General features: G+C 68.9%; 18 protein-coding genes and 2 pseudogenes. 3 read left to right on the top strand and 17 right to left on the bottom strand.

Annotation, left to right across the window (positions count from 1 at the left end):
* Positions 1-71: 71 nt before the first annotated feature.
* Positions 72-824, bottom strand: a complete 753-nt coding sequence (locus THSYN_RS14375) for a sulfite exporter TauE/SafE family protein (RefSeq protein ID WP_236848906.1) — start codon at positions 822-824, stop codon at positions 72-74.
* Positions 825-1,339: 515 nt separating this feature from the next.
* On the opposite strand from THSYN_RS14375, the gene THSYN_RS33885 reads away from it, so the two are divergent.
* Entirely contained in the window at positions 1,340-1,513 is a 174-nt protein-coding gene (locus tag THSYN_RS33885; protein ID WP_157817669.1) for a hypothetical protein, read from the top strand.
* A 479-nt stretch (positions 1,514-1,992) separates the two neighbouring features.
* Here the strand turns inward: THSYN_RS33885 and THSYN_RS14370 are convergent, their stop codons facing one another.
* From THSYN_RS14370 to THSYN_RS14310, 11 genes and pseudogenes are all read right to left on the bottom strand, one after another.
* Entirely contained in the window at positions 1,993-2,637 is a 645-nt protein-coding gene (locus tag THSYN_RS14370; protein ID WP_157817668.1) for a hypothetical protein, read from the bottom strand.
* Between the two features lie 72 nt (positions 2,638-2,709).
* On the bottom strand, positions 2,710-5,133 hold the full coding sequence (locus THSYN_RS14365) for a TIR domain-containing protein (RefSeq protein ID WP_100919740.1): 2,424 nt from the start codon (positions 5,131-5,133) through the stop codon (positions 2,710-2,712).
* Positions 5,134-5,493: 360 nt separating this feature from the next.
* Positions 5,494-6,594 (bottom strand): annotated as a pseudogene (locus THSYN_RS14360) (PD-(D/E)XK nuclease domain-containing protein); the annotation flags it as partial.
* 51 nt (positions 6,595-6,645) lie between these two features.
* Positions 6,646-7,656, bottom strand: coding sequence for an IS1 family transposase (locus THSYN_RS14355; protein ID WP_100919739.1), 1,011 nt, complete (start codon positions 7,654-7,656; stop codon positions 6,646-6,648).
* A 526-nt stretch (positions 7,657-8,182) separates the two neighbouring features.
* Positions 8,183-10,552, bottom strand: coding sequence for a tetratricopeptide repeat protein (locus THSYN_RS35955; protein WP_100919738.1), 2,370 nt, complete (start codon positions 10,550-10,552; stop codon positions 8,183-8,185).
* Positions 10,553-11,099: 547 nt separating this feature from the next.
* Positions 11,100-12,902, bottom strand: a pseudogene (locus tag THSYN_RS37310) (CHAT domain-containing protein); the annotation flags it as partial.
* Positions 12,903-13,532: 630 nt separating this feature from the next.
* Positions 13,533-15,311: an arsenical pump-driving ATPase gene (gene arsA / locus THSYN_RS14330; protein WP_472297477.1), complete on the bottom strand. Its 1,779-nt coding sequence runs from the start codon at positions 15,309-15,311 to the stop codon at positions 13,533-13,535.
* Positions 15,281-15,664, bottom strand: coding sequence for an arsenite efflux transporter metallochaperone ArsD (gene arsD / locus THSYN_RS14325; protein WP_100919737.1), 384 nt, complete (start codon positions 15,662-15,664; stop codon positions 15,281-15,283). The genes arsA and arsD overlap by 31 nt, the downstream gene beginning before the upstream one ends.
* 132 nt (positions 15,665-15,796) lie before the next feature.
* Entirely contained in the window at positions 15,797-16,888 is a 1,092-nt protein-coding gene (gene arsB, locus THSYN_RS14320; RefSeq protein WP_100919736.1) for an ACR3 family arsenite efflux transporter, read from the bottom strand.
* The gene (locus THSYN_RS14315) at positions 16,885-17,388 is read right to left on the bottom strand and encodes an arsenate reductase ArsC (protein ID WP_100919735.1); all 504 of its coding nucleotides are present in this window, start codon (positions 17,386-17,388) and stop codon (positions 16,885-16,887) included. Before THSYN_RS14315 ends, arsB begins: the two co-directional genes overlap by 4 nt.
* A 3-nt stretch (positions 17,389-17,391) precedes the next feature.
* On the bottom strand, positions 17,392-17,703 hold the full coding sequence (locus THSYN_RS14310; protein ID WP_100919734.1) for an ArsR/SmtB family transcription factor: 312 nt from the start codon (positions 17,701-17,703) through the stop codon (positions 17,392-17,394).
* Positions 17,704-18,065: 362 nt separating this feature from the next.
* Here THSYN_RS14310 and THSYN_RS14305 point away from each other — a divergent pair, with 362 nt between their 5' ends.
* Both THSYN_RS14305 and THSYN_RS14300 read left to right on the top strand, forming a co-directional pair.
* Positions 18,066-18,410, top strand: coding sequence for a type II toxin-antitoxin system RelE/ParE family toxin (locus THSYN_RS14305; RefSeq protein ID WP_100919733.1), 345 nt, complete (start codon positions 18,066-18,068; stop codon positions 18,408-18,410).
* Between the two features lie 15 nt (positions 18,411-18,425).
* Positions 18,426-18,707 carry a helix-turn-helix domain-containing protein gene (locus THSYN_RS14300; RefSeq protein ID WP_100919732.1) on the top strand — a complete coding sequence of 94 codons (282 nt, stop codon included), beginning with the start codon at positions 18,426-18,428 and terminating at the stop codon, positions 18,705-18,707.
* A gap of 396 nt (positions 18,708-19,103) precedes the next feature.
* Here THSYN_RS14300 and THSYN_RS14295 read toward each other — a convergent pair whose 3' ends face one another.
* The 5 genes from THSYN_RS14295 to THSYN_RS14275 form a co-directional block, all read right to left on the bottom strand.
* A complete protein-coding gene (locus tag THSYN_RS14295) occupies positions 19,104-22,418 on the bottom strand; it encodes a tetratricopeptide repeat protein (protein WP_157817665.1) in 3,315 nt (1,104 codons plus the stop codon).
* Between the two features lie 203 nt (positions 22,419-22,621).
* Positions 22,622-23,620 (bottom strand): GTP 3',8-cyclase MoaA, encoded by a 999-nt coding sequence (moaA, locus tag THSYN_RS14290; protein WP_236848903.1) that lies wholly within the window; start codon positions 23,618-23,620, stop codon positions 22,622-22,624.
* A 185-nt stretch (positions 23,621-23,805) separates the two neighbouring features.
* Entirely contained in the window at positions 23,806-24,267 is a 462-nt protein-coding gene (locus tag THSYN_RS14285; RefSeq protein WP_216644764.1) for a hypothetical protein, read from the bottom strand.
* 81 nt (positions 24,268-24,348) lie between these two features.
* Positions 24,349-24,615, bottom strand: coding sequence for a DUF3368 domain-containing protein (locus THSYN_RS14280; protein WP_100919730.1), 267 nt, complete (start codon positions 24,613-24,615; stop codon positions 24,349-24,351).
* Positions 24,608-24,856, bottom strand: a complete 249-nt coding sequence (locus tag THSYN_RS14275) for a UPF0175 family protein (protein WP_100919729.1) — start codon at positions 24,854-24,856, stop codon at positions 24,608-24,610. Before THSYN_RS14275 ends, THSYN_RS14280 begins: the two co-directional genes overlap by 8 nt.
* Between the last annotated feature and the right edge of the window lie 452 nt (positions 24,857-25,308).

Raw genomic sequence — 25,308 nt, 5'->3', positions numbered from 1 at the left:
GTTCGGGTTCCTGATTCAGGGGTGAATCGTTCAGAGCAAGGGTCAATATGCCCTATCGCACCAGGGCCGTATCAGGGCCGCAGCAGGTCCCACGCCGTCTTGAGGGCGACCGCGATCAGGACCAGGGCAATGGCGCGCTTCAACTGCGCGGCCGACAGGTGTTCGGTCGCCAGCCACGCGCCCAAGGCCGCGCCGGCCATCGTCGCCAGCGCGGTGACGACGAGCAGTGCCGTGTCGATCCGGGCGACCTGGACATGGGCCAGAAAGCCGCTGATGGAGGCAAAGATCACGACGAATGAGGCGCTGGCCGAGGCCCGTTTCGGCTCCATACCGGACGCCACCAGGGCCGGCAGTATGATGTTGCCGCCGCCCACCCCGAGCAGACCGCCGATGAAGCCGGCCGCCCCACCCACCGGCAGGCCCAGCGCCAGGGTCGCCGCGAGCGACGCGCGGGACGCGCGCGGTGTGGGCTGGTACCACACCATCATCGCCGCGGCAAAGACCAGAAAGCCCACGAACAGCCACAGCAGCAGGTTGCGGTCCATGCCGTGGGCGGCCCAGACCCCGACCGGCGACAGCCCGACCGCCAGCACCAGCATCGGCAGGACCAGTCGCCACTCCACCAGTCCCTTGCGCACGAAGGTGACGGAGGCGACCGTCATCCCCACCGCGTTGAGCAGCAAGGCCGTCGCCATGGCCGTCTGCAGTTCGATCCCGAAGGCCAGAAAGACCGGGATCAGGATCAGGGCCGCACCCACCCCGGCCATGCTGAAGAGCGTGGTCAGGGCGAAGGTCAGCAGCCCGGCGATGACGAGCACGGTCATGGGTGAGACATCCTCGACACGGGTCATGGAAAGCGGCGGATGGCCCGCGACATGGAAGGAGACGCAGGCGACGGCAAAAGGATGCACCCCGGCGAACCGCGGGTGCGTTGCGGGGCGGCCCCGGTAGGTCAGCCGCTGGGCGCGGCCGTCCCTTGGCCAATCCGCCGGGCTTGCTCAGCGATCCCTCATGTTCGGTGCGCAGCGGTGCGCATGTCTGTTGGTTGTCGCACCGAAATGCCGCCACCATAGCCGGGTAGGTCGGGTCAGGCGCGCCCCGATGGTATCGCGTCAGAGCGCGGTGTCGGCGCGCGCCGTAACCCGACAGGCGGCGTCGTCGGGTTACGGCGCGCGATAAGCCGCTGAGCTAAAACGCGACCTCGTCGGTACCGCGCGCGCCTGACCCGACCGGGCGAAGGCGCCGACCTGCGGACAGCGAACAAAGGGGCCGGCCAGCGTTGTCCTGCCTACCCGGCCGACTATACTGTGGGTGCACGACAAAACCTGTGGAGGTATTTATGGCTACCAGCTTCAAAGAGGCGCTCGAAACCTTGGTCGGTCAGCGGATTGCCGACGGGGAGGACCCGCAGAGTCTCTTCGAGGAGCTCCTGCGCGAGGCCAACCTGGTGTTCGGCCGGTACGACCTGGAATATGAGATGGGCTTGTTCAACAAGGACCAAACGAAGAAATAGCGGGACCGAAAGCGGCTGGCCCCTGGGAGCCGTAGGGTCCGCTGTGCGGACCGAACACCGCCGCGGCGACGCGGGATTCGTAGCGCCGACCGCGGGGCTTCTCGTTCCCACGCGGAGGCAGCACTGCCGCTAAGTTAGGCCGCAACGGCTACTGGGAGCGCCGCACCCCAGTGCGGCGCGTCCTCTGCTCAACCCACACCGGCGGGGTGATCTGCGAGATCGCGCCGCACTGGGGTGCGGCGCTCCCAGGGCCGGGCCGGACTGCAAATCAGGCTTTACCTAATGGCAGTGACGCGCAGGCAGGGGAATGCCGCGCGGGCGGCGCCGCGTCCGGCTGAAGCCTCGACCTCCGGTTTGTGGGCTGGGTACAACGTTGTCCGGCGTTCGCCTTTAGCGCCGCAGCACCTCCTGGAGTTCAAGGCTTCAGCCTTGGAGGGGCGCCAAGGCTGAAGCCTTGGACTCCGGTCGGAGGCACGGCCTCAGGGGTCCAGGTCCGGCGCGGGCAGGCCAAGCTCGGCGGCGACCTGGCGGAGCGTCGGCCACAGGCCCCACTGGCCGCGGGCGCGTAGGGCCGACTCGGCGCGGGCGCGGGCGGCGCGGGCCTGCGCGGGGCGGGCCTGGTGGTGCTGCAGGCGCGCCTCCAGCAGGTGCAGTTCGGCCTCGCGACGTTGGTAGCCGGTCTCGCGGATCAGGCCGTCGGCCTGGGTCCAGTGGGCGGCGGCCCGGGGGATGGCGTCCAGCGTACCGGGCGCCGCGGCGGGGCCGGCTCCGGTCCCGGCCGGGGCCCCGTCCAGATCCAGTTGCCCGGCCAGCAAGGCGCACTCGGCAAGATAAGTCCTCATGCCGGACGGGGTGGCCAGGCACTCCGCGGACTCCAGGTCGGCGCGGGCGCCGCTCGGGTCGCCCCGGGTGCGGCGGTGGCGGGCGCGGGCGAGGTACAGCTTCGGCAGGTCGTCCATGCCGTTGGCCCGGTGCATGGTCTCGATGGCCAGGTCCAGCGCGGCGCCGGCCTCCCGGGCCTCGCCGTCGGGCCCGGCCGCCGCTCCGTCCGGTTCGGCGAGTGCCTGGCCGATGGTGCAGTGGTCGAGTGCGATGGACAGCAGGTGGCCTGCCGGCTCGACCACCGCCAACGACGCCCGCGCCCGCTCCAGCACCGCGCGCCGCGCGTCCCGGGTCAGGGCCTGCTCCAGCAGGAGTTAGGCGTAGTCGAAGCCGCGTAGACTCACGAGCGTCGGCACGTGCGGGGCGAGGTCCGCCCACACGGACTCGGCCTCGGCAAATGCCTGTGCGGCATCGCCGGATCGGCCCTGCCCGTGCAGCGCGCGGCCGAGTCTAACCAAGGCCGCGAGTCGGCGCTGCCGGGCCTTGTCCTGGTCCGCGACACGCCCTGCTGCCTCCGCCGCCTCGCGCGCCACGGACTCGGCCTCGCCCCAGTACCCGAGCGGGGTCAGCAGGTCGACGAGGTTGTTCGAGGAGATACAGAAGTTGTTCCAATCTGCGGCCTCGCGCCACCGTTCGCGCTCCATCCGCCGCGGCCCGAGCGCCTCGTCGAGTCGGCCGAGCGACATGAGACAGAAGGCGACCACGGAGATCAGCCAGGAGCGGTCGGACTCGCTCAGGTCCCCGGTCACGGGCGGCCGCGACCAGCCCTCGGGGAAGAAGCCCGCCAGGGCCGAGAGGTCCGCGGAAATGGCGCCGAGTTGGAACAGGCTGTAGTGCTGGTCGCCGCGCAGGATGCGGTCCTGGTAGACCTCGCGCTTCGCCTGCGCATACCGCCCCGCCCGACACCCATGCCCGACCGCCCGGTAGAGCGGCTCCAGCCCCTCCAGCGTCTCCGGCCGCGCCTCCCCGGGCTGTGCCCGGAACCAGTCGAACAGCACACCATGGGCCGCGCGCCAGGCCGCGGGCGACTCCTGCTCCAGCGCGCGGCCGAAGTGCTCGCGCACCAGCGGGTGGACGTCCAAAGGAGCGCGGGCGTCCCGCCCGCAATCCCCCTCCGCCCAGCCGCCGCCACCACCCCCGACCGGCGCCGCCAACCCCCACTGCCGCAGCCGCGCCAGCGATTCCTCAAGCTCCGCCTCGCCCGCCGCGTGCAGCGGCTCGGTGAGCCCGGCGAGCGGCGGGTCCTGGTCCTTGAGCGCCAGGACGGCTGCCCAGGGCGCCGGGCGGTCGAAGAGCCCGAGCACCCGCACCAGGGCGCGATCCAGGGCCGCGTGCTCGTCGCGCAGGGCCGCGTCCAGCCAGCCCATGACGGTCCGCGCGTGCCGGTCGGGGCCCTCGCCCGCAAGCACCGGCCAGTCGCGGGCGAGGAAGACCGCCGCCCGGTTGTCGAGAAAGCTATGGGTCAGTTCCGCGGCCAGGACCAGGGCCAGCGGGTGGTCGGCGCAGCGCCCGGCCATCACGTCCAACTCGGCCGGGGTGCCGGCGAGCCCGCGGGCCTCGAGCAACGCGACCGACCCCGCACGCGGCAGCACGTCGAGCCGGACGCGGCGATAGTGCGGCTGGGACTCGATGAGCGGGTCCGGGATCGGCAGTCGGGAACTGGCGAGACACACCGCCTGGCCCGGGGCGCGCCCGAGCCCTTCGAGCAGGGCGGCCAGGCCCAGGTCCTTGAGCCGGCCGTCGAGCTTGGGGTCGTCGGCGGCCTGCTGGAGCGGCTCCAGCCCGTCGAGGGCGAGCACGGTGGGGGCGCCGGCCGCGCACCGGGCGAGCAGGCGGCCCAGGTCGGCGTCCGCGGTGGTCGGCTCCGGGTGCTCGCCGAGCGCCGCGAGTGCGCGCAGCAGAAAGGCGCGGGCGCTGACGCTCTGGTCGCGGCTGCCCTGGGAATAGAACGAATGGCCGATGAAGCGGGTGCCGGGCGGCCAGTCGCGGCCGGCGAGCCACTGGCGGGTGAGCGCGGACTTGCCGACACCGCCGGGGGCGACCCAGAGCAGGACGCCGCCCGGGCCGCCGGCCGGGCCGTCGCCGAGTTGGGTGTCCATGCGGGCGAGTTCCGTCTCGCGGCCGAAGAGCCGGGGCGTGGCGCCGGGGAGTTCGGCGAGCAGGGCGGCGAGCGCGTCCTGGGTGCGGTCGGGCGGCGCGACCGACGGGTCCGACGGGTCCGGGGTCTGGGCCTGATCAGGATCAGGGGCGCGGGCGCGCAGGCCGTGCTTCTCGCGGTGCTCGTCCAGGACTGCGTGGATCTCCTGCACCACGGCGGTATAGGCCCGGGAGCGCGGGTTGTGGGCGACAATGGGCTTGGCGTCGCGCGGGACCAGTTGATGCTCGGCGATGGCGGGGATCGCCTTCCAGTAGCAGTGGTCGGCGAGCACGAAGAGGATCAGCACGCCGTCCTCACGCCGGCGGCGCAGGAAGGCGGCAAGCTCAGTGTCCATGCAGAACCCGGACGCGAGGAAATGCTCGCAGACCACGAAGAGCGCGGCGTCGGCCCGTTCGATGGCCGCCGCGATCTCCGCGCGCCAGGCCGCGCCGGGCGGGATGGCGCGGTCGGTCCAGGTAGAGACCAGCCCCAGCCGCTCCAGCACGCGCAGGTTGGTCAGCAGCCGGTCCTTGACCGCTTCGCTCTGGTGCGAATAGCTGATGAAGAGCTCGAACGGGCGCGCGTGATCCGGACCGGGCATGGCGGTTTCCTTGGTGGGCGTGGCGCTTGCGGTTGTAGCCGTTGCGACGGCGCTTTGCAAGTCGCGTCGCGCCGCGACGCTGTGGGAGCGGCTTCAGCCGCGACGGGGCGTCGCGGGTTGCCCGAGCGTCGCCGGTCACCGCGGCCTCGCGTCGCGGCTGACGGGCATGAAGGCCTGTCCGTCGCCCCGGAACCTGAACGTCCTCTCGACCGCTAGCTCGATGGCCAGCGTGCGGGGCGGCGTAGTCAGGGCTTCCAGCCCTGACTGTTCCAGCCCCGACACCGTCAGGCCAGGATGGCCTGACTACGCACTGTCACGGTAAAGCCGCTCCCACCGGGGGGCAGCCCGCCCCGCGCCGACTCAGGCCGGCGCCAGGGTTTCGACCTCGAAGCCGACCAGGGTCCGTTGCTCGCGGCTGAACTCGATGCCGATGAGATGAATCGGCTGGCTCAGGGCGCGGTATTTGTCGGCATAGCCGCGGTCCTTGAGTTGCTGCAAGGCCCGACCCGCGGGGGCGAGTTCCACCACCTTGAACTCGAACAGCCAGACCTGGGCCTCGAAGCGCAGCGTCAGGTCGATGCGCCCGTGCGCGGTGGCGTCCTCCGGCGTCAGGTCCAGGCCCAGCGCGGCGATGTGGCTGTAGAAGACACTCGCGTAAAAGCCCTCATACCGGGCGATGGGGTTGTTGTCGTGCCAGTGGTGGGGGATCGCTTCGAACAGGGCCTGCACATGGGCGCGCAGGGCCGCGAAATCGCCGCCGACCAGGGTGTCGTAGAGTCGGCTCTGCGCCCGCTCGGCCGCCATGGGATCGCCCATCAGGCCCTTGAGCAGCGCGTCGTTGAGCGCGGTCTGCACCTCCAGGTTCGGGTAGCCCAGGGTGTGCTCGATGCGCGCCCCGGTGCGCCGCGAGCCGTGGAAGGTCAGGTAGCCGGTCTGCCACAGCAGGGCCTCGGGGGCGATGTGCTCCACGTCGAAGGCCGAGAGCAGTGCCTCGGAACTGTGCAGCCGGGCCAGGTCCGGGGTGAAGAAGCCGCGCGCGGTGAGCAGGTCGACCAGGAAGGTCGGGGTGCCGGTCTCGAACCAGTACGACCGGAAGACCCGATCCTGAAAGAGCAACAGCAGGTCGAAGGGGTTGTAGACCACCTCGCCGGTCCAGTTGTAGCCGTTGTACCAGCGGCGCACCTCGGCGCGGTCGAGCCCCGGGAGTTCCGGCGCGAAGACCTGATCCACATCGGCTTGCGTGTAGCCGCACAGGGCCGAGTAGCGGGCATCGACTGTAATGTCGTTGAGGTTGTTGAGCCCGGAGAAGATGCTGACCAAGCTGGGCTTACTGACCCCGGTCAGGAAGACAAAACGCAGATGGGCATCGTTGTCCTTGAGCACCGAATAGAGATTGCGCAGCCCGTCACGCATCTCCCGGGCCGCCTCCGGGCGGGTGAGATTGTCCAGGATCGGCTTGTCGGGCACTGGTTCAGTTTGGTTCTTCCTTATCCTTATGTTTTTGTAGTATTTTTATAACCTGGGCTGTCGAACTCTAAGGACCTCCTCCCACGAGAGTCCCTGCTGGAGAATCCCCAGAGCCACCGCAGGAACCTGTTTCGTCGTGAAGTGGCTGCGAATAAAGTTATGGACAATCCACAACATATCCAATGTTCTTTGCAAACCAGAAATGCTCTTCGCGTACGTATTCGTTCGGCGGCGATAAGCAGAATTCTTTCGCCGAAATGAAGCGTTCGATGCTTCCAAATGATTAGCATGAATATCGGCTGGCGTCACATCTTGATCGGTTTCTGGATGCTCCGGATGAGGGGTTTCGTATTTGGGACGCGAGTGCCCCGTTCTATCAGTTCCTTTCCCTTTATTCTTAAGGCGCACCTTCACACCGCGACGAAGCACTTTCGGTGGGCGGCCGCGTTTTCCGGTTCGCAATACTTCGTGGCAAATTTCAAACAGGAGATTGCCATACCGACGTTCCCCGTCGGTGACTAGAGTGACATCGCCAGTACGCAGAATGACATCTCTAAGTATTTGTATTGCATATGAAAATAGACTGCGATCCTTTTTCCCGCACTGAAGCGCCCAGATAAATCGACTTGCCCTTTCCATCAGTACGATCGTCCAGCCTTCACAATCCTCCGGGGGGACATTCCTATTCACTTTCGTATAAAGCTCATCACCTTCGATCAGTTGCTCAATAAAGGTGTGCGTCAGGGCATATATGACCAGCACATCCTTGCAATCGGCCAGGCGACGCTCCCATAGGAGCAACGTATTCTTCGCAATCGCGAAGGCCCGGCAGGCGGCGTTCAAGCCGATCCCCTCAGTGCGCGTTTTGAGCACTTGAATGATGAAGCTGGTCGGTTTCCTGAGCCCCTCGATAAGGGTGGCTTTGGTCTCGGAAAAGAGCCTATTGCAACTTTGACATCGCCACAGCAAACGCGTACCGTTATGACCGGTTTGATACGTCTTGTGATGCCGACAATTCTGTGAATTGCAATGAGGGCATGTCCATTGTCCGTTCAAGAAGTTCTCACTTATTCAAAAAGTGACGGAAACCCGCGCCGAACTAGATATATTACATATATTTCAATGTCTTGTAAACAGGAATTATACTGAACCAGTGCCGCGCCGCACCCCAGTGCGGCGCGATCTCGCAGATCACCCCACCGGGGTGGGGGCGGACTTTGCTCCTGGCTCCCGCGCTCCAGCGTGGGAGCAAGTGCGGGCGCTCTGCGCCCAGTCCCAACACCGGACGCGGGAGCGCCCGCACGGCATTCCCACGCTGGAGCGTGGGAACGAGACTAGGCCGTGCAAAATGCCGCGGCGTCGAGGGTTGCCGCGGCGTCGCAGCGCGGCCGGAGGCCGCTCTCACGGGCGACTTTTTTCTTGCGGGGTGGCTGGGGTTCCTGCCGTGGCCGTCAGCCGCGATGCCAGGCGGCGGTCATCCGCGGCGCTCGGGGAATCTGCGCGGGCTTGTCGCGGCTGAAGCCGCTCCCACCGGGGCGGGGGCGGACTTTCACGGCAAGGCGTGGCGCGCGCGGCGGCCGACCTAAGGCGGCAGGGTCTCGATCAGGAGCAGGAGCTCGCCGGACATGGCGTAGTCGAGCCCCGGGGTCTGGGCGAGGGCGGGGTCGCGGCTGCCGGTGCAGATGGCATTGAGCGCATCGAGAAATGGGCCGAACTGCTCCGGCAGGTTCGGGGCCTGGGCAAGCTCGGTGAGCAGTGCGTGGGCCTGGGCCGGGTCGCGGGCGCGCAGCCGCTCCGCGACGGCGAGCACGATGCGGCCGTCGGTAAAGTGGTTCTCGCCGCCGGCGCGGCGGTAGTCGAGATAGGCGGAGAGTGCCTTGGACCTGGCCGAGGCGGCGGCATCGGGGTTGTTGGCGTCGGTCTCGATAGCGGCGAGGATGGCCCAGGTCTTCCAGGGCTCCGCGGCATCGCCGAACTGGGCCTTGCACTCGATCGCCCGTTGGATCTCCCCGCGCGCCTCGTCGAGTCGCCGCAGCCAGCGCAACGTCGCGCCGAGATTGCTCCTGGCGCGGCCCTCGCCCGCCGTATTGCCGGTTCGGACATAGAGGTCCGCGGACTGCCGGTAGAAGGCCGCCGCGTCCTCGGGGCGGCTCAGGACATCTTGGTACAGATTACCTTGGTTATTCAACGTGTCCGCTTGCGCGGCGGTATCGCCGATCCGCACGTTGAGCGCCAGTGATCGCCGGTAGGCATCCTCGGCCGACTCCGGATTGCCCGACGCCTGATAGGCCATGCCGGTCCGATGCCAGCTCGTTGCGACGCTGCCCGGCTCGTCCAACCGGACGAAGCGCTCGCGGGCCACGGCGTAGGCCGCGACCGCCTCCGGGTAACAGCGCTGCTGCAACCGGACCGTACCGAGTTGGCACTTACCGAGCGCGACAGCGCGCTCGTCGCCGCGCCGCTCGTCGAGTGCGATGGATTCCTCGTAGGTCGCCGCCGACTCGTCGAGCCGACCCAGGTGCAGAAGGCAGCCGCCCCGCTCGGAGAGGCAGACGGACGCCATCCAATCGGCCGCGCGGCTCTGGCGATTTCGCACGATGGTCCTGAACCGCTGCCGCGCCTCGTCCAGCAGCGGCAGCGCCCGCTCAGATCCGCCATCAGTGTTGTGTACCTGGGCCAGCAACATGCGGGCCATGGCCAGATCGTAATCGGCGTCCGGATAGGCCGACTCGCCCGCCGCCCGGGCGCGCCGCAGCAGGGCCTCGGCCCCGGCGAGCGCCTCGCGCAGCCGTCCGCCGGCCCGTTGTTGCTCGATACGGGGCCCCTCCGCAAGAAACCGGGCATGGGTCCAGTCGTCGCCTGGTTGCCGCGCGAGCGCCTGCGCCGCGGCATCGCGCGCCTGCCCGACCCGCTCGAGTAGCCGCGGTCGGCCGGTGAATTGCAGCAATTGATACAGTGACGTGGTGAGGTCGATGGTCGCCTCGGCATCCCCGGCCCCCTGCACCCAATCAAGCAGCGCGAACAGGTTGGGGATCTCCATCACCGTCAGGGTCGCGGCCATCGCGGCCTGCCGACTGCTCTGCTGGACCAGAAACTCGACATACTGCCCCATCGACTCCGCCCAGCGCCCGGCGAGCGTCTCCCGCTCGTCCGGCGCCAACCGTCCGCGCAGATAGGGGCAGAGCGCCGGGTTCAGGGTCAGATAGTTGTAGGGATCGGCGGTGGCGAGCCCGGTGCGGGACAGGTCCTCGGCGAGCGCCTGGCAGTCGTTCATCTCCCAGCCGGTCATGACTTGCAACACGGCCGGATGGAGGCCGCCATGAAAGACGCCCAGCACCGCCGCCCGCTCCCGGTTGACCGGCGCCAGCCGCTCCAAGGACAGCTCGACGCTCGCATAGACCGAGCGCTCGCGGCTGCCCGGGTAACGGCGGTCCATCTCGGCCATCAGCTCTGTCAGGCGCGCGCGGGTGCGCTCGACCCCGAGCGCGCGCAGCGAGGGCGCGAGCAGGGCGAGCGTGCGGGCATGTCCGTGGACCGCCTCGACCAGCGCGTCGATCGACTCGCGGGTCGCTGCGTCCGCGGCACCCGGGCGGTGGTCGCGGGCGCCCTCCAGCGCCCGCTCGACCAGCCGCACCGCGTCCTCGGGCGCGAGCCGCTCCAGTTCCCGGCAGCGCCGCTCGGCCGCGAAGGGTGCGGGCAGGGTCTCGCGGCTGGTGAAGATCAGCCGGGTGTCGCCGGTCCCGAGCAGCCGGTCGCAGAGGGCGAGGATGGCCGCGAGCGCGTCGCGGGCGTCGTCGCGCAGGGCCTCCGGGGTCTGCTCCGCCAGATAGGGCGGGGGCAGGATGGTCTCCAGGTTGTCGATGACCAGGGGTCGGCTGCTCGGCCAGGGCGCGTTCGAGGGGGAGGATGGCTTGCTCGAGGTCCGGTAGCGGGTCGCGGGCGGTTGCCGCACTGGGGTGCGGCGGCCCCAGGGCGGCGACGGAATAGCCTTGGCCGGCCAGTTGGCGGCCGAGGGCGTCGAGCACGGCGGCGGCGTGGCTATGGGTCTCGACCGAGACGAAGGCGGTGCGGCGGATCTGGCCGGAGCGCACCAGCCAGCGGGCGAGTTCGCAGGCGAGCGCGGTCTTGCCCTCCCCGCCCTGGCCGCGGATCAGGGCCCAGCGCTCCGGCTTGGAGGCGCCGGCGGCCCGCGGGCGGAGCATCCGCTCCAGGGCCAGCAGATCCCTGCTGCGCCCGACGAAGCCGGTCTCGGGCGGCTCGGGGAGCGCGCCGAGTCGGGACTTGAGGATGGTCCGCAGGTCCTCGCGCACCTGGGGGGCGAGCCGCGAGAGGTCGGCAGGCGCGAAGAGCGGCGGGTCGGCCTGGCCCTGGTAGAGGACCGGGACGAACCAGTCGGCGAGGCGCAGGTCACCGGTGCCCAAGACCTGGCCGCGGAAGTCGTCGTCCTTGAGCCCGCGCTGGCCCTCCAGCATGGCGTCGCCGACCCGGCGGCCCGCGGCGAGCGCCCCGTAGAAGGCGTGTACGAAGCGCCTGGCGGTCTCGACCAGCACCGAGTGGCTCATGGCGACCACCGAGCCGACCCCGACCTTGAGCAGCCCCGCGGCGACGGATTCGGAGGCGTCCTGGGCCTGGGCGCTCTGGCAGGCATCCAGAAAGACCAGCGGGATGCGGTGGTCGCGCAGCATCGGACCCAGGGTGTCGGTGTGCACCAAGAGATGCCGGCGCCCGTCCGGGCGGTCGCGGTCGCGCGGGTCCTCGAAGCAGAGACCGCCCAGGCCCACCCGGCGGTCGTAGATCCCGTGGCCGTCGAAATGGACGCAGTGGTAGGGGGTGCCCGCATCGAAGGCGCGTTTGAGTTCCGCGCTCAGGGCCGGGAAGGTCGGGGGCTCAAGGAGGCGCAGATCGACCAGGCCGCCCAGGTGCTCCATGGTCTCGACCAGCGGTAGGCTGCTCGCGCGGTGGTCGATATAGCCGCAGGCCTCGTCTTCCGGGCGGGCGACGATCAGCAGGATGCGGATGGGGGCGGCGGCGAGGGGCTGGCCTTCAGTCGGTGCCGGGTCTTGGTCTTGCGGGCCCGGCAGGCGGCGGCGGACCCGGGTCGGGCGGGCGCCTTGGAAGAGGAATCCTTGGCCGTCGTGGAGCAGTTCCCAGGGGAGGGCCAGCAGGGCGGTATAAGGAGCCGGGGCGTCCCGCCCCGGGGCCTCGCGGGCGGGACGCCCGCGCTCCTCTACCGAAAAGCGTCGCCCGGCATGGGGGTCAGCGGCGGACCAGGCGCGCAAGACCTCCCGGGTCTGCGCGGGCGGCAATGCGGCCTGGTGGAGTGCTTGGCCCCATTCGACCAGGCTTTGCTCGACCCGGCGTGCCCGGTCCTGGAAATAGGTGCTCGGCCAGACGGCGTATTTCTCCAGATACCAACGCAGTTCCTCGGTCTCGATGGGGCCTAATGGGGCGACCAGGCGCCAGGTGACTGGGGCCGCGATTGGCGTTTGGTCGGGCGGCGTTTGGTCCGCACAGCGGACCCTACGGGATGGCCCCGCGCCGGTAGGGTCCGCTGTGCGGACCATAGGCGTCGCCGTCGCGGCCCGTGCCGCCGTAGGGTCCGCTATGCGGACCTTCCCACCAGCGGCCTCGCGCGCATCCGCCCGAGCATCAAGCCCAGCGGGCTCGTAGATCAACCGGGCGGTCGCGCTGGCCCGGCGCACGCCCGGCTCGGACTCGTCGAACCCCAGGTCGGTCAGTTCCAGGACCAGTTCTTCGAGCGGGCCGGTCTCGAGTCGGGGCGCGGGAAGACGGTCGGCCGGTGCGCGCTTGTGCAGCGCGACCAGGATCGCGTTCAGGGCCGATTCGATCCCGCCCGGGCGGCTGTCGAGGAGGATATAGATCGGCTCGTGGCCGAGTTCGGTCTCCAGCGCGCCGAGCCGGGTGCCGTCGAGTGCGAGCGGGACTATTGGATAAGGGTCGGGTGCGGGCGGCGGGCGGTCCTGGGCGCGGCGCTTGACGAGACCGGCGGTCAGCCGGTCCAGCCAGCCCGGGGCCTTGGCGCCCCGACGACCGCGCTGCACCTGGATGGCGTGGCGCAGTTCGGCCAGCACCCATTTCGATTCCAGGGCCTTGGGACTGACCAGCACCGCGAACCCGGCGGCCGAGTCGATGGCGGTGCGGATCGAAGGCCCCAGCGGGTCGCCGCCGCGCAGCTCGCGCGAATCGATCCACAGTTCCTGGCCCAGATCGGCCAACGCCTGCTGGAGCGCGCGCACCGTCGGGTCGTCGTGCGAACTGTGCGAGAGAAAAACCTTGGACATGGCGGGTCGGCTCCGGGGTCCCTGCGGGTGGCTCGGCGGGGGGACGTTATGCGCAATACCCTGACGATACCAGTTCTCGGATGTGGTCTCCAAACCGGCGGGTGGATAAGCGCGAGCCGCATCCACCGCGGCGCTGGAGTCGGTGGATGCGGCGCGCGCGGGGGCAGTGCCCAGTCTGGGGCACCGCGCGGCGCGCCTTATCCACCCTACGGCCGGCGGTCGCTCGCGAGACCGGGCCGCACTGGGGTGCGGCGCTCCCAGCGTCCCAGCGGGCTTGAGCGCGTGCGCTCGCCGGTGCGGCTTGGCCGGGATGATGATCAAGGCTGGCCCTGCACTTTCATCGATCTGGTTTTTTTGGTGTTCTTTGTGTCTTGGTGCGAGGTCGGGGGTGGGCGGTTCGGGCAGGGAGCGAGGCCATCCCGCCGTATCAAGGCGGGATAACCGCCGGTGGCCGCGGTACGAAGCAGCACACCCGCCCGGTCTCGTCCAGGCGCACCTGGCAGGCGGTGGACAGGTGTTCGCGCAGACGTTTGCGCGCCCGCTGCACCCGCGACTTGGCGCCGGGCAGGGTCAGGCCCTTGCGTTGCGCACTCGTGCCGGCCCCAGGCGGTCATCAGGCAGGACACGCGATCACCGTGTCAACTGCGACAGTCCGTCGACACCCACCGGCGCCTCGGGCAGCCACGGGACCAGGGCGCAACGCGGGCTGAGTTGGTCGGCGACCCGGCGGATGAAGGGGATCTCCGCGGCGCCGCGTTCGCGCAACAGCGGGTGCCGGGTACCGCTGGCCAGCAGGCTCTGGTTGATCACCCAGGCGAAGGGCGCGATGCCGGCGCGCGCCAGGTCGGCCTGCAGGCGTTCGGCCTCGTGTACCGGCGTGGCCTCCGCCAGGGTGACGATGAGCACGCGCGTGAGCGCCGGGTCGCGCAGCCGCGGGAGCAGTTGCCGCACCGCTTCGGGCATCTCGCCCTGGGTGCGCGAGACCTCCCGATGGTAGGCCTCGGCGGCGTCGAGCAGCAGGATGGTGTGCCCGGTGGGGGCGGTGTCGAGCACGACGAAGCTGTCCTGGCCGGCGTCCACGGCGCGGGCGAAGGCGCGGAAGACGGCGATCTCCTCCGTGCAGGGGGAGCGCAGGTCCTCCTCCAGCATGGCCCGGCCGTTGGCGTCCAGGGTGGGGCCGGCCTTGGCGAGCACCTCGGCCTGGTAGCGGGCGACCTCGGCCGCCGGGTCGATCCGGCCGACGCTCAAGCCCGGGACCGACGCTTGGATCGCCGCGGCGACATGGGCGGCCGGATCGGTGGTGGACAACTGCACCGCGTGCCCGCGCCGGGCGAGCGCGACGGCGATGGCCGCCGCCACGGTGGTCTTGCCCACCCCGCCCTTGCCCATGGTCAGGATGACGCCGCGGCCGGCTTGGGCCAACTCGTCCACCAGGGTCGAGAGCCCGGCCGGCAAGGCGGTTTCGGTTTCGATCGTCAACGCGGGCGGCGCGGCCCGCGCGGGGTCTGCCATCAGGCGCAGGGCCTTGAGCCCGACGGTCCCCAGTGCGAGCAGCGGCGTGCTGCTGACCGGCAACGCCGCCAGGTCGACCGGCATCCCGGCCAGGGCCGCGGCCCCGCGCGCCATCATCGCCCGCGCGATCGGGTCATCGGTCGCGGCGACGGCCAGGACGCCGTTGAGCGCGAGTTGCAGGTTGCGCACGCCGAGCGCCGCCAGTTCCTCGCGGGTGCGTTCGGCCTCGCGCAGGGCGGAGACATCCGGCCGGCTGACCAGCACCACCGTCGTCTCCGCGGGGTCGGCCAGGCGCGCGACGGTCGCGGCATAGAGCGCCTTCTGTTTCTCCAGCCCGGCCAGCGGGCCGAGACAGGAGGCCCCGCCGGTGGAGGAGTCGATGAACTCACTCCAAGCCGAGGGCAGGGTCAGCAGGCGCAGGGTATGGCCGGTGGGGGCGGTGTCGAAGATCACATGATCGAACTGGACCGTCGCGGCGGGCTCACCCAGGAGCTTCGAGAACTCGTCGAAGGCGGCGATCTCGACCGTGCAGGCGCCGGAGAATTGCTCCTCCATGCTGGCGATGGCCGCCGCCGGCAGGAGGCCGCGGTAGGGGGCGACCATGCGTTCCCGGTAGTCGTGGGCCGCCGCCTCGGGGTCGATGTTGAGCGCGCAGAGCCCCGCGGCACCTGGGACCGCCGTCGGCGTCTGCCCCAGCGCGACCCCCAGGACCTCATCGAGATTGGACGCGGGGTCGGTGCTGACGATCAGCACGCGCCGCCCGCTGTCGGCCAATGCGAGACCGGTGGCGCAGGCAAGCGAGGTCTTGCCCACCCCGCCCTTGCCGGTAAAGAACAGGTGGCGGGTCGCAAGCGCGGGGAGGGCCATCAGCAGCACCCGCCGCTGGGCGTGCAGCAACCGCCGCCAACCTGGACGCGCAACGGGTCCGTCGGCGCCTGGGTGGCCGCCGTGTCCAGCGCCAACTTCTGCACCAACTGGGCGCGCGAGAGGTAGGCCCCGGTGGCGACCACGCGGCCGTCGACCAGGGTCACCGGCAGGCGCTCCATCCCCGCCTCCAGTTCCTTGAGTACCGCCGGGTTCGCAGCGAACGCCTGGGGTTCCTGCGACAGGTTGTGGCGGCTGACCGCGACCCCCTGCCCTGCCAGCCATTGCAGGTCGGCATTGAAGGCGACCAGGACGGGATCGACCTCGACACCGCAGACGCCGGTGGAACAACACATGGCGGGATCGTAGATTTCGAGCTTTTTCATGAAACTCACTCTGGTTCAACAGATTAAGAATTTAGCCGCAAATGAACGCTAATAAACGCAAATAATCCGGATGCCGACAAGTGCATCGCGGCCGCAATCATCGTTGCGGCTTCTTATTCGCGTTCATTTGCGTTAATTTGCGGCAACATTTCCTCGTGTGTCAGCCTCGTACCACCCCTTGCTGGCATTGACCACCCGGACCACCAGCAGCATCACCGGCACTTCGATCAGCACGCCGACCACGGTCGCCAGCGCGGCGCCGGACTTGAAGCCGAACAGGCTGATCGCCGCCGCCACTGCCAATTCAAAGAAGTTGGAGGCACCGATCAGGGCCGAGGGGCCGGCGACCGAGTGCTTCTCGCCGACCAGCCGGTTGAGCCCGTAGGCCAGCCCGGAATTGAAGAAGACCTGGATCAGGATGGGCACCGCCAGGATGGCGATCACCAGCGGTTGCTCGATAATCGCCTGGCCCTGGAAGGCGAACAGCAGCACCAGGGTGGCGAGCAGGGCGAGGATGGAGGCGTGCCCGAGGGTGGCCAGGGTCAGGTCGAACCGCTCCTGTCCCTGTTTGAGCAGAAACCAGCGCCACGCCTGGGCCAGTGCCACGGGGATCACGATATAGAGCACGACCGAGGTGAGTAAGGTATCCCAGGGCACGACGATGGCCGAGAGCCCGAGCAGCAGCGCCACGATCGGCGCGAAGGCGAAGATCATGATGCTGTCGTTGAGCGCGACCTGAGACAGCGTGAAGTAGGGATCGCCATCGCACAGCCGACTCCAGACGAAGACCATCGCGGTGCAGGGCGCCGCGGCCAGCAGGATGAGTCCGGCCACGTAGCTGTCGAGTTGCTCCGCCGGCAGCCATTGGGCGAAGACCCCGCGGATCAGGAGCCACGCCAGCAGCGCCATGGAGAAGGGCTTGACCGCCCAGTTCACGAACAGGGTGACACCGATGCCCTTCCAATGGGACTTGACCTGATGCAAGGCCCCGAAGTCGATCTTCATCAGCATCGGGATGATCATCACCCAGATGAGCAGGCCCACCGGCAGATTGACCTGAGCGACTTCCAGACGCCCGATGGCCTGAAAGACGCCCGGAAACACCTGGCCCAGCCCGATGCCGACCAGGATGCAGAGCGCGACCCAGACCGTCAGATAGCGCTCGAAGACGCTCAGCCGCTTGCCGGCCGCGGCGCGGGCCTGGCCGTCACATTGCGCGCTCACTGGGCGCACTCCGCATGGATGCGCCGCGCCGCGGACCGCCGGTCATCCGGGGTCATGGCTTCCAATGGCTCGGCAAGCAGGGCGCGGATACGGCATTCCAATTCGCTGTAGGCGACCTCGAAGGCGGCGCGGCGCGCCTCCATGGGCTCCACATGGGCCGGGTCGTCAATGCCCCAATGGGCGGTTACCGGGTGACCGGGCCACACCGGGCAGGTCTCGCCCGCGGCACTGCCGCAGACGGTGATGATCAGGTCGAACTGCGGCGCATCGGGGGCGGCGAACTCGTCCCAGGACTTGCTGCGCGCCTCCGGTAGCGGTACGCCGTGGGCCGCGAGCGTCTCCAGGGCGACCGGATTGACCCGCCCGGACGGCTGGCTGCCGGCGGACCAGGCGCGCACCCGCCCCGCCCCCAAGTGGTTGAACAGGGCCTCGCCCAGGATCGAGCGGGCGGAATTGCCGGTGCAGAGCACCAGGAGATTGAGCGCAACGGGGTCAGTCATCGATTACTCCTTCGGGAGGCAGCGGTTGAGATCGCCGCCGCAGCAGTTTTCGGTCAGGAAGGCGACCAGGGCGTGGATCGCGGTGACCTCGGCCCGGTAGCGCACGAACCGGCCCTCCTGGACCGCGCTCACCAGTCCTGCCTGCGCCAAGGTCTTGAGGTGAAAGGACAGGGTCGGCGCCGGCAGGCCGAGTTGCTCGCCGATGACACCGGCGGTCAGTCCCTCGGGGCCGTTCTGAACCAATAGGCGGAAGACGGCCAGGCGGCTGTCCTGGGCCAGGGCGGCGAGGGCGGAGACGGCGGTGTTGCTTTCCATGTTTCCAACATTATCGAAATATTGACGGCAACGCAAGCTCGACCGGTCGCATCGTTTCGGCTGCAAGGAGACAGGGAGTCGAGGCATTACCGTGAAAGTCAGTCCGGGACCCGGTGGGAGCGGCTTCAGCCGCGACGCGACCTCTAGCCCGCCATGGGCGTGCGTCTCCTGAGTCAGCGAATCTCGATAACACTCTCATGCCGCGATCAGGATCGGGTGTTGAGTCTGAACGGCAGCATATTCCAGGGCCGCAAAGATATCCTCCTCTTCCAGAAACGGATCTGGAACCAGGCAAAGCGGCCGACCCTGGCCCCTTGTGCCGCCGATTTGCACGGCGCACCAAAAATGGTACGCTAGCAACCATGCCGCTTGAGCCGATCCTTGATGTCGTCTTTTTCCGGGCCGACGTCGGCACGGAACCCGTGCGTGACTGGCTCAAGAGCTTATCCAGGAACGACAAGGGTGCCATCGGTGCGGACCTGAAGACCGTCCAGTTCGGTTGGCCGGTCGGAATGCCGGTCGTCCGCAAGCTTGAGCCGGGGTTGTGGGAGGTGCGTTCGCGACTGGATCAGCGAATCGCACGCATCATCTTTACCGTGTCCGACCGCCGCATGGTTCTGCTGCATGGATTCATCAAGAAATCCCAGAAGACCCCGGCCAGTGACCTCGACCTGGCCAGGCACCGCAGAGCGGCGCTTGACCCCTGAACAAGCGGTGCATCAATGAACGAGCACATGGGTAGCAGCCTCGATTCCTTTCTTGGCGAGGAACAACTGCTTGCACAATCCGAAGCCATCGCCATCAAGCGCGTCATCGCCTTCCGGCTGGAGCAGGAAATGGCGCAACAGCAGTTGACCAAGGCCGACCTGGCGCGGCGCATGGGTACCAGCCGCAGCGCCCTGGATCGCCTACTGGACCCGGACAATACCTCCGTGACCCTGCTGACGCTGGAGAAGGCCGCCAAGGCGTTGGGGCGGCATATTCGCATCGAACTGGCGGCCTGACGGGAGTCCGCGGGACGCGGTGACGAATGAACCGCAGCGTTCGCACTCAGATGCGGTTCGAGCACGCAACGCACGCTACCTCCTGGAGTCCAAGGCTTCAGCCTTGGAGGGGCGCCAAGGCTGAAGCCTTGGACTCCAGTCGCCGGGAACGCGGGCCTCGATCAGCGTTCCGGCCACCGCGGTGTGTCGGTCGGCCTTCAGGCCGACCGACTGGGAGCGCCGCACCCCAGTGCGGCCCGGCCTGTCCGCAGCATGCAACGCAGCGGTCGCCAGCGAGATCGCGCCGCACTGGGGTGCGGTGCTCCCAGTGGCCGGGATTATGATCGAGGCCGGAACGCGGTCCGCGCGTGCGGCTTGACTCAATGGCAGCGGGTTCAGGGCCTCGGTACGGCGGCACTACCCCCAGGCGTCCGGGGCCAGCAGTGCCAGACCGAAATAGCGGTAGAAGGCATCCGCCTCGTCCGCGACCACGCTCGCCCAGGCACCGTCGAGCCGCTCACGGGTCGGCACCTCGTTGGGGTGAGCGCAGTCGTTGCGCAGCTTTCTGAGATCCTCCAGTGCCTGGGCGCGGGGCACCCGGACCAAGGGCGCGGGCGCGAGCAGGGGCGCGGGGTTGGGAAGCAGCGCGGCCATGACCCCGCGGACGAATTCGCGCAGTTGCCGTTCGGCTGGGGTTTCACCCGGTGACAGGCCCGTGATCGCCTTCTGGAGCCAGGCGACCATGGGCCCCAGGTCGAGCTGGCCCCGCTGGCCGTCGAGAAAGCCCAGGAGCGGGACCGCGATGTCGCGCTTGGCCTGCGCCAGTCCGAAATACTCGGCGGCCTTGACCGCGCCGCGCTCGGGTGCGCCCGCCCGCCAGTGCGCCCGCAGCGGCGCGAAGAGCCGGTGGCCCAGGCTCCACTCCACCGCGAGCCCCAGTTCCAGCCCGGCATAGCGCGCGAGCCCGTCCTCGCCCAGACAGCGCAGGGCCATGGCCAGGAAGCGCCGCTCCGGGTCCGCGAGCGCCTGGTCCCAGACCCGCCCGAGCAGGTCGCGCAGCCGGCCGCAGGCCTCGGCCAGCTCGCCGTCGGCGACCTTGCCGCTCTCCTCGGCCACCCGGTAGGCGAGCGCGGTGCCGATCTCGGACTCGATGCGCTCGCGCCCGGCGGGGTCGGCCGCGCGCCAGGCTTGGCTGCGCGCAGACCAGATCTCGGTCCAGGTATGGGCGAGCGCTTCGGCGAACCCCGACCAGCGGACCGGCAGACCCGCGACCAGGGTGCGCTGCATCGCGAGTGTCATCGACTCGAGGTCTTGCCCGGCCTGCTCGCGCGCCTGCCGGTCGGCCCGGGCGAGCCAGGCGTCCAGGGTCCCCTGGCGGTGCTCGGCGAAGGGCACCCAGACCGCGTCAAGCTCAGCGTCCAGCACCGGAAGCCAGCCGTCCCGGTCGGGAGGATCGGCCGGCGCGCCCGGGATCGGTGCGAAGAGCCGGTCGCGGAAGTCGCGCATCAGCCAGGCGTGCAGTGCATCGCTCTGCGCCAGCAGCCCCCGGGTGTCGGCCGCCCCCCGCGGCGAGTCGAACGCGAGGGTCATGAGCTTGCGGTCGAGCAGCAGGCCGGCGATCCAGCCGACCCGGGTGGCGATCCCAGCGCGGTCGGCATCCGTTGGCGCCTGCTGCACCAGGAGCGCGGCGGCGTCCTGCCGGCAGAGCCCGGCCGCAGTCCAGTCGCGGCGGCGGGCATGGAACTGCGCGAACGCAAGCCGGCCCTCGGGGTCCAGCGGGCGGGCGGCGAGATAGTCCTGGAGCACGCGCCGGGCCCCGTCCGGGTCGCCGCGCCGCTCCAGGTCCTCGGCTTGCATGCGCGCGCTCTCGGCGGTGCCGCCGAAATAGAGCGCGCGGATCTCGGCGAGGCGTTGGGCGGCCGGGACCAACTCGGCGGCGCGGTGCGATTGGCGCGGGGTTTGGAGATACTGGGCCATGCCCTGTTGCAGCGCGTTCACGGCGGAGCGGTGCATGGCGGCCGAGGCGGGGGCGCTGCCGGGCTGGTCGGGGTCCAGGTGCTCCAGGATGATCTCGGGGAGGAACTGGGGTTGGCGGGCGGCGAGGGAGCAGGTGAGGGTCACTCCGAACAGGATTTCGCGCAGTGGTCTCAGCGTATAGAGCCCATGGGATTCCAGCTCACGCAGACGGCTCAGTCCCTCGTCGGCCGAGTCCTGGGCGGCCATCGGGTCGTCGAGATGGAGCAAGGCGATGGCCTTGTTGTTGAAAGCCTTTGCTTCAGCCTCGGCGCGGTCGATCCGTAGCGCATCTTCCGGGCGATCTTCCGGAACGGCTGCAAGCCCGATCGCCTCGTCATAGACGTCCACCGCCGCCGCCAGCGCGGCCGGGGTGCCCTGGGCTCGAAGCGCGTTGCCCTTGTTCAAGCAGGCCGCGGCCAGGTCGCTGCGGTACTCGGCCACCGAGAGGTCGAGCCCCCGGCGCAGCCCGATCGCCTCGTCATGGGCGTCCACCGCCGCCGCCAGCGCGGCCGGGGTGCCTTGGGCTTGGAGCGCGTTGCCCTTGTTCGAGCAGGCCTTGGCCAGGTCGTTGCGGTACTCCGCCACCGAGAGGTCGAGCCCCCGGCGCAGCCCGATCGACTCGTCATAGGCGTCCACCGCCGCCGCCAGCGCGGCCGGGCTGCCCTGGGCTGCGAGCGCGTTGCCCTTGTTCGAGCAGGCCGTGGCCAGGGCGTTGTGGTACTCGGCCACCGACGGGTCGAGCCCCCGACGCAGGCCGATCGCCTCGTTATGGGCGTCCACCGCCGCCGCCAGCGCAGCCGGGGTGCCCTGGGCTGCGAGCGCGATGCCCTTGTTGGTGTAGGCCGCGGCCAGGGCGTTGCGGTACTCGGCCACCGAGAGATCGAGTCCCTGGAAGAGCCCGATCGCCTCGTCATGGGCGGCCACCGCCGCCGCCAGCGCAGCCGGGGTGCCCTGGGCTGCGAGCGCGATGCCCTTGTTCGTGTGGGCCCCGGCCAGGTCGCTGCGGTACTCGGCCACCGAGAGGTCGAGCCCCCGGCGCAGCCCGATCGCCTCGTCATGGGCGGCCACCGCCGCCGCCAGCGCGGCCGGAGTACCCTGGGCTGCGAGCGCGTTGCCTTTGTTTGAGCAGGCCGCGGCCAGGGCGTTGCGGTACTTGGCCACCGAGAGGTCAAGCCCCCGGCGCAGCCCGATCGCCTCGTCATGGGCGTCCACCGCCGCCGCCAACGCAGCCGGAGTGCCCTGGGCTGCGAGCACGGTGCCCTTGTTCGAGCAGGCCGTGGCCAGGTCGTTGCGGTACTGGGCCACCGAGAGGTCGAGCCTCCGGAGCAGCCTGATCGCCTCGTCATAGGCGTCTACCGCCACCCCCAGCGTGGCCGGGGTCGCAAGCTTCCCGAGTGCGATGCCTTTTCCGTTGTGGGCCACCGCCAGTTCCCGCCGCTCCTCAGGCGCCGACAAGTCGAGCACAGCACCCAGCACAATCACCTCGTCGTAGGCCGCCACCGCGGCGGCGAGCGACTCCGGATCGCCCTGCTCGGCGAGCCGAGCCGCCCGCTCGATGAGCGTGCGACAGGTCTTCAACGCGGTTTCGTCCCGTGCAGCATCCGCGACCTGGCCAAAATCGATCGTCGCACTGACCAAGACTGGCTGCGACGCGCCTTGCCACCACCCGCAGGAGTAGTCGGAGCCGTCGGATAGAGAGGCTTTCTCTTCGCTCATGGCTTACCTTCTCTTGGGATTTTCCCCGATTAAACACAAGCCCCGATCCTTCGTACATGAGTGCTCTGGTCCGCACAGCGGACCCTACGGGGGCGGGGCCGTAGGGTCCGCTGTGCGGACCGCAGACCTCGCCGTTGGCTGATCGGTCGGGATTATGACCGAGGCCGGGCATCCCGTCCGCCGGGACGACCCGCCGACATTGGTCAACCCCCGGTCTGGGCCATAAAGCGAACAACCTGCGCGGGCCGTTCATTGAATTCGTGGCGCTCGGGTTTGCGCGTGATCGCTTCGCGCAGGTGCGCGGCCAGGTCCTCGTCCGTGACGCCGGCGCGCAGCAGGGCCCGCAAGGGATAGCTGTTCTCCTGGCCCAGGCACAGATGCAGGGTGCCGTCCACGGTGAGTCGGACCCGGTTGCAGGTCGCGCAGAAATGTTGGGACAGCGGGGTGATGAAGCCGACGCGGGTGTCGCTCGCACCGAGGCGGTAATAGCGTGCCGGGCCGCCGCCGGGCAGCAGGTCCGGGATCAGTGGGTAGCGACGCTCCAGGCGTTCCTTGATCCGGCGCAGGTCGACATACTGGTTTTGGGCGGCCTGGCCGGTACTGCCCATGGGCATGGTCTCGATGAGACGCAGGGTGAAGCCATGCTGGGCGCAGAACTCTAGGAGCTGCTCGACCTCCCCGTCGTTGACCCCCGCCATGACGACGGTGTTGATGCGGATCGGCTTGAATCCCGCCCGGCGGGCGGCGGCAAGACCGCGCAATACCTGGTCGAGCCGCCCCCCGGTCACCTGGGCAAAGACCTCGGGCCGCAGGCTGTCGAGGCTGGCATTCAGGCGCCGCACGCCGGCCTGATAGAGGGGTTCGGCCAAGGCCTCCATCCGGGTGCAGTTGCTGGACAGGGACAGATCGTCCAGGCCCGGCAGGGCGGCCAGGCGCGCGGCGAGCCGCGGCAGGTCGCGCCGCACCAGGGGTTCGCCGCCGGTCAGGCGGACATGGCGGACGCCGAGCCGGGTGAAGACGCCCACCACGCGCGTGATCTCGGCGAAATCGAGCCAGTGTTCGGGCTCCTCGAAGCCCTTGAAGCCTTTGGGCAGGCAGTAACCGCAGCGCAGGTCGCAGCGGTCGGTGACGGAGAGGCGCAGATAGGCGATCCGGCGGCCGAAGGGGTCGGTCAAGGGTTCGGTCATCGGCTCGGTCGTCATGGCGCTGGTCTTTTCATCGACTTGCCTCTCGCTGGTTGAACGTTGCGGACGGGGCGGCGGCCCGGCCTCGATCATAACTGCGGCCACGCGCCCGTGCGACAACCCGTCGCGGCCGGGGGGCCGCTCCTACGCCGTAGGGGCGACCCCCGGCCGCGACCGGCGGCCGGGTCCGATGACTCAGGTCGTCAGGAACCGCCGCCGCTTGGTGGTAGAGATCGATGTTGACCACGAAGAGCCCGCCGCGGTGCTCCGTGCATGGTGCGCTTGCGCGTGCCATCGGCCTTGGGGGCATAGGCCCAGTCGGCGGCCTTCTGAAGACCGGCGACCGGCACCCCGGTGATCTTGCTGCAATCCTTCAGGCTCAAACGGTTGGCGGCCAGGGCCGTGTCGAAGCCGCTGGTGTGGGCCGCGATTCCTGTTTCTTCTTGATACTGAGCCCGGTCATGTTGGGCATGGCGTGGGCGAGGAAGTAGTTGGTCTGGGTCTCGTAGCCGTTGGCACCGAAACAGGGTGTCGGCGACCTCGGAATCCTCATCCTTGAGGGCATGATCCGAATTGGTCTCCACCCAGTCGTCGCCGGTAAAGAGCTTGGGATAGGAGAGGCGCTGGCGGGAGGACCCCTCGCCGCTGTACATGACGCTCGCCATCTGCCCGCCGCGGGTCGATGACAGTCCCTTCGTGCGTTACCGAACGGTAACGAGGCTTTGGCCTGCTGGCCGGATCGACAGTCAGACTTGCTGAGCCAAGGCGTAGCGTACGACCTCATTACTCAGCCAGATCCCGTGTTCACGCATCCGCTCGATGGCCTCGGGAACAGAAACATCGTAGCCACTCTGCCGGGCCTTGATCAGGACACCGACGATCTCTTCACAGACCTCCAGAGGCACGACCACCCGGTCATAAAGCGTGCGCAGGATATCGAGATTGCCAACACCGACCGCTAAGGCAATCAATGGCGTAGTATTGGTGACGAGTGAATGTACTATATCAGGCATTGGCAATATCCGATGCCAGGTCTTCCGGACTCAGGTCGATCACCGCAACACCATAGCGGTGCAACTGCATGAGAAAGGCGACCCGGCTGACACCGACCAGCGTTGCCGCCATGCCGGATGAGAGCCGCTTCATTTCATAGAGCTTGACGGCCATAGCCATCTTGGCTTCCTGAGCGAACGCCTCGGGCGTACACTGCAAGGCGTCCGGCAGATTGGGGGGGACTTGAACATGAATATGCATGGCGATACTCCCGGCGTTCCGATCAAATCAGCTTGGTAGTCTATGGTTGAGATGAGACACGACCACGAGACTGTTGGGGTTCGTTCTTCACCCCAACGGTCATGATCGGCTCGCTCACCCCCGCCCATGACAGTCCGCCTATCCTTAGTCGTAGGGTACGCATCGCGTACCCGCCAAGCTGCCACGACCGCCGGAGCCGGGTACTCGATGCGTACCCTACAGCTACCGGACGCTCTCACGGACCGGGCGTCGTTGTCGTTGTCGTTGTCGTAATCGTGGTCGGATTATTCGATTACGACAACGACAACGACAGCGTACCCGGGATCTCGGTCACCACATCAGTTCTGATCGCACCTTCTCCGACCCGCGGTGTCGTTGGGAGAATGTTGCGTCATAGGGCTTGGGCTCCTAGCCACGCGAGTGGGCGCCATGTTACAAAAGGGTAACACCAA

The sequence above is a fragment of the Candidatus Thiodictyon syntrophicum genome (assembly GCF_002813775.1).
Lineage (GTDB): Bacteria > Pseudomonadota > Gammaproteobacteria > Chromatiales > Chromatiaceae > Thiodictyon > Thiodictyon syntrophicum.
This window is presented reverse-complemented; position numbering and strand designations above follow the sequence as displayed.

Coding starts and splice junctions, on each gene's coding strand:
- THSYN_RS14375 (WP_236848906.1), bottom strand. CDS start 824: ATGACCGTGCTCGTCATCGCCGGGCTGCTGACCTTCGCCCTGACCACG.
- THSYN_RS33885 (WP_157817669.1), top strand. CDS start 1,340: ATGGCTACCAGCTTCAAAGAGGCGCTCGAAACCTTGGTCGGTCAGCGG.
- THSYN_RS14365 (WP_100919740.1), bottom strand. CDS start 5,133: ATGCCCGGTCCGGATCACGCGCGCCCGTTCGAGCTCTTCATCAGCTAT.
- arsD (WP_100919737.1), bottom strand. CDS start 15,664: ATGAAAAAGCTCGAAATCTACGATCCCGCCATGTGTTGTTCCACCGGC.
- THSYN_RS14315 (WP_100919735.1), bottom strand. CDS start 17,388: ATGACTGACCCCGTTGCGCTCAATCTCCTGGTGCTCTGCACCGGCAAT.
- THSYN_RS14310 (WP_100919734.1), bottom strand. CDS start 17,703: ATGGAAAGCAACACCGCCGTCTCCGCCCTCGCCGCCCTGGCCCAGGAC.
- THSYN_RS14305 (WP_100919733.1), top strand. CDS start 18,066: ATGCCGCTTGAGCCGATCCTTGATGTCGTCTTTTTCCGGGCCGACGTC.
- THSYN_RS14300 (WP_100919732.1), top strand. CDS start 18,426: ATGAACGAGCACATGGGTAGCAGCCTCGATTCCTTTCTTGGCGAGGAA.
- THSYN_RS14295 (WP_157817665.1), bottom strand. CDS start 22,418: ATGAGCGAAGAGAAAGCCTCTCTATCCGACGGCTCCGACTACTCCTGC.
- moaA (WP_236848903.1), bottom strand. CDS start 23,620: ATGACGACCGAGCCGATGACCGAACCCTTGACCGACCCCTTCGGCCGC.
- THSYN_RS14285 (WP_216644764.1), bottom strand. CDS start 24,267: ATGGCGAGCGTCATGTACAGCGGCGAGGGGTCCTCCCGCCAGCGCCTC.
- THSYN_RS14280 (WP_100919730.1), bottom strand. CDS start 24,615: ATGCCTGATATAGTACATTCACTCGTCACCAATACTACGCCATTGATT.
- THSYN_RS14275 (WP_100919729.1), bottom strand. CDS start 24,856: ATGCATATTCATGTTCAAGTCCCCCCCAATCTGCCGGACGCCTTGCAG.